Source organism: Blastococcus saxobsidens (assembly GCF_010682065.1).
GTDB lineage: Bacteria > Actinomycetota > Actinomycetes > Mycobacteriales > Geodermatophilaceae > Blastococcus > Blastococcus saxobsidens_B.
Window position 1 is genome coordinate 1 of the sequence record NZ_JAAGWG010000062.1, and the last position, 2,918, is coordinate 2,918.

Below are 2,918 nucleotides of genomic sequence, written 5' to 3' on the forward strand. Positions count from 1 at the left end.
TCTCGCCATGACGATCAGACTCCTCGCAGGTCACGCCCGCATGCAACGGGTCATGCCAATAAGTCTGACGCGCGACACGAAGACCCCGAGCGGCAAGGTGCAGCGCTTCGTACTGCGCCAGCGACGTCGAGCCGAGGTCAGCAACCAATAGAAGCCTCGGGGGCAGCGGGCGCCCCTTCCTGTACGCCGACGGCCCCGGCGACAGGGTTGCGCAATCGGGCTGCGGGTCTCAACGCATCGACCGGCATCGGGGGCCGACTGCATCAGTTGGTCAGGAGCACCGGAGCACAGTGACCGGTCGGCATCCCGGCAGTGCTGGGCCCGTCCGCCACGGCTTGCGCCATAGTTAGGACTTAGTGAAGCAGCAGCAGAGCGCTGCTGGAGGGGGTTTTCCGGCCATGCCCAGAGCTCTACTGCTGGAGAACATCGACCTGATCGCGGAGGAGGTCCTCTCGTCCGCCGGCTACGAGGTGGAGTCGCTGCGCGGCGCGCTGGACGAGGACGACCTGATCGCCGCGCTGGACGGCGTCCACCTGCTGGGCATCCGCTCGAAGACCCAGGTGACCGCGTCCGCGCTGCGGAGCCTCCCGGACCTCGCGGCGGTCGGGGCGTTCTGCATCGGCACGAACCAGATCGATCTGCCCGCGGCGGCCGGCTGCGGGGTCGCGGTGTTCAACGCGCCGTACTCCAACACCCGCAGCGTCGTCGAGCTGGCGATCGCGGAGATCATCTGCCTGGCCCGGCGGCTGGTCGACCGGGACCGGGCGCTGCACGACGGGATCTGGGACAAGTCGGCGAGCGGCAGCCACGAGATCAGGGGCCGGACGCTGGGCATCGTGGGCTACGGCAACATCGGCAGCCAGCTCTCCGTGCTGGCCGAGGCGCTGGGCATGCGAGTGCTCTTCTACGACCTGGGGGACAAGCTCGCGCTCGGCAACGCCGAGGCCTGCGGCAGCCTGGACGAGCTGCTGGAACGGGCCGAGACCGTGTCGCTGCACGTCGACGGTCGCGCCGGCAACGCCGGGCTGTTCGGTGCCGAGCAGTTCGCCAGGATGCGGCCGCGCAGCCTCTTCCTCAACCTCTCCCGCGGGTTCGTCGTCGACCACGAGGCACTGCGGGAGAACGTCCTGAGCGGGCACATCGCGGGGGCGGCGGTGGACGTGTTCCCCGACGAGCCCAGGGAGCAGGGCGACGAGTTCGCCTCCGTCCTGCGCGGGCTGCCCAACGTCATCCTCACGCCGCACGTCGGCGGGTCCACCAAGGAGGCCCAGTACGACATCGGGCGGTTCGTCGCCGGCAAGCTGGCCGACTACGCCCGCGCCGGGACGACGACGCTCAGCGTCAACCTCCCGCCGGTGGCCCTCTACGGGTCGTCGGCGGCCCGGTTCGCGCTCCTGCACCGCAACGTCCCGGGCGTCCTGGCGAGCGTCGACGCGCTCATCGGCGAGCACGGTCTCAACGTCGACGCGCAGGTACTGGCGACGCGCGGCGAGCACGGCTACGTCGTGACCGACGTCCACGATGCCCTGCCCCCTGCGCTGTTGGGGGCCCTCCGTGCGATGCCCGAGACCATCCGGCTGACGGCGCTTTCCGAGCGCCGCTGAAGAGCTCAGTGCTCGGATTGGAACTGACCAGCCGAGGGCGTGATCCAGCGCCTCGGCCGATCCGTGAGTTGCACAACGTCAAGCGCGCCCTGGCGCCTAGGACAGCTGTCAACGCAACGGGATTGAGTCGCTGGGTGCGATGGCGGCGCACTCGTACTGAACGTCCCGCCTAGAACCGCCGTTCGTTGTAGCGAAGGAACAAAGTGGGCGCGGATATCACCGGCTTTGGCAAACCGGACGTCGGTGCTGAAGCCGATGGAAGACGCGGAGCGAGCCGGTTCCGCCGTGACTAAGAGGCCAGGGTTCTCACTCTCGGGGTCTTGTCTCCTGAGCGTGGCGAGCAAGTCACACGGACCTGGACGACTCCTCCGTCTCAACCGCGCCTCGCGCATGCGTACGGGCCTGTACACGTCGCCTGCGGTTGATCGTCCGAACACTCGACCTCCCTGACGAGGTCGGTGACCTTCGTCCGCGTAGCAGGGAGACGGCAGATGGCCAGAGCAGAGTTGTCCAGCGGTGGTGCTGCGGTGGCCACAGCTGCAGAACCGACGGTGCGGATCAGACGTGGCCGTCCAGGGGTGCGCGGAATGATCGCCGCCGTCGGTGCCATGGGCATCGTCGCCGCACTCGTCGTGGGCGGGCTGGCCCTGCAGGGCCTCCAAGACGCGGGTGAAGCGCGGCGCACGACTGGGTCCGTCGGGGCGGCCCTGTCGCACGTCCAGGAGATGGAGTACCGCGGCGCAGACATCAGCGGATGGCAAGTGGCCTACGCCTGGGACGCGAGGAGGACCACCCCGCTGCAAGCGGTCGATGCCAGCAGCGGCAATCGGGCTGGTTTCTTGCTGTCCGGAGAAGAGCTGAAGAAGCTCTTGGCCGACGTCCCCGCATCCGCGTTGACGCCGACCGAGCAGGAGTACTTCAGCGCCATAGTGGATGCCTGGGAGCGGTTCTTCCAATACGACGAACAGGTGGTCGCCCTCTACCGGCAGAACACGTCGGCGTCAATGGACGCGGCCGACGACCTGATCCTCGGTGACAGCTATGACGTGTTCTACGAGGTCCTCGAGGAGACCGCGAAGCTGAAGGAATCGCTTCAGCAGCGGGAGCGGGAGGCGACCGAGGCCGCTGACGGCCAGCAGAGCACCACAACCTTCATCATGATCGCGGCGACGGCCCTCGGTGCGCTACTGGTCCTCGCGGTGTCGGTTGCGGTTACACGCCGCATCACCCGTCCCCTCCTAGGGCATGTCTCTTAAGTGCGTAGCCAGGTGATGATCGCGGCCAGGACGGCAGCAGCTCGGTAGACGATGGCGA

At 68.0% G+C, this 2,918-nt stretch carries 2 protein-coding genes; both read left to right on the top strand.

Annotated features, from left to right (window positions below; all coding sequences use genetic code 11):
• The first annotated feature begins 398 nt into the window (after positions 1 to 398).
• Positions 399 to 1,604 carry a phosphoglycerate dehydrogenase gene (serA, locus tag GCU60_RS19635; protein ID WP_163208322.1) on the top strand — a complete coding sequence of 402 codons (1,206 nt, stop codon included), beginning with the start codon at positions 399 to 401 and terminating at the stop codon, positions 1,602 to 1,604.
• A 587-nt stretch (positions 1,605 to 2,191) separates the two neighbouring features.
• Positions 2,192 to 2,860, top strand: a complete 669-nt coding sequence (locus GCU60_RS19640) for a hypothetical protein (protein WP_163208324.1) — start codon at positions 2,192 to 2,194, stop codon at positions 2,858 to 2,860.
• Positions 2,861 to 2,918 lie beyond the last annotated feature (58 nt).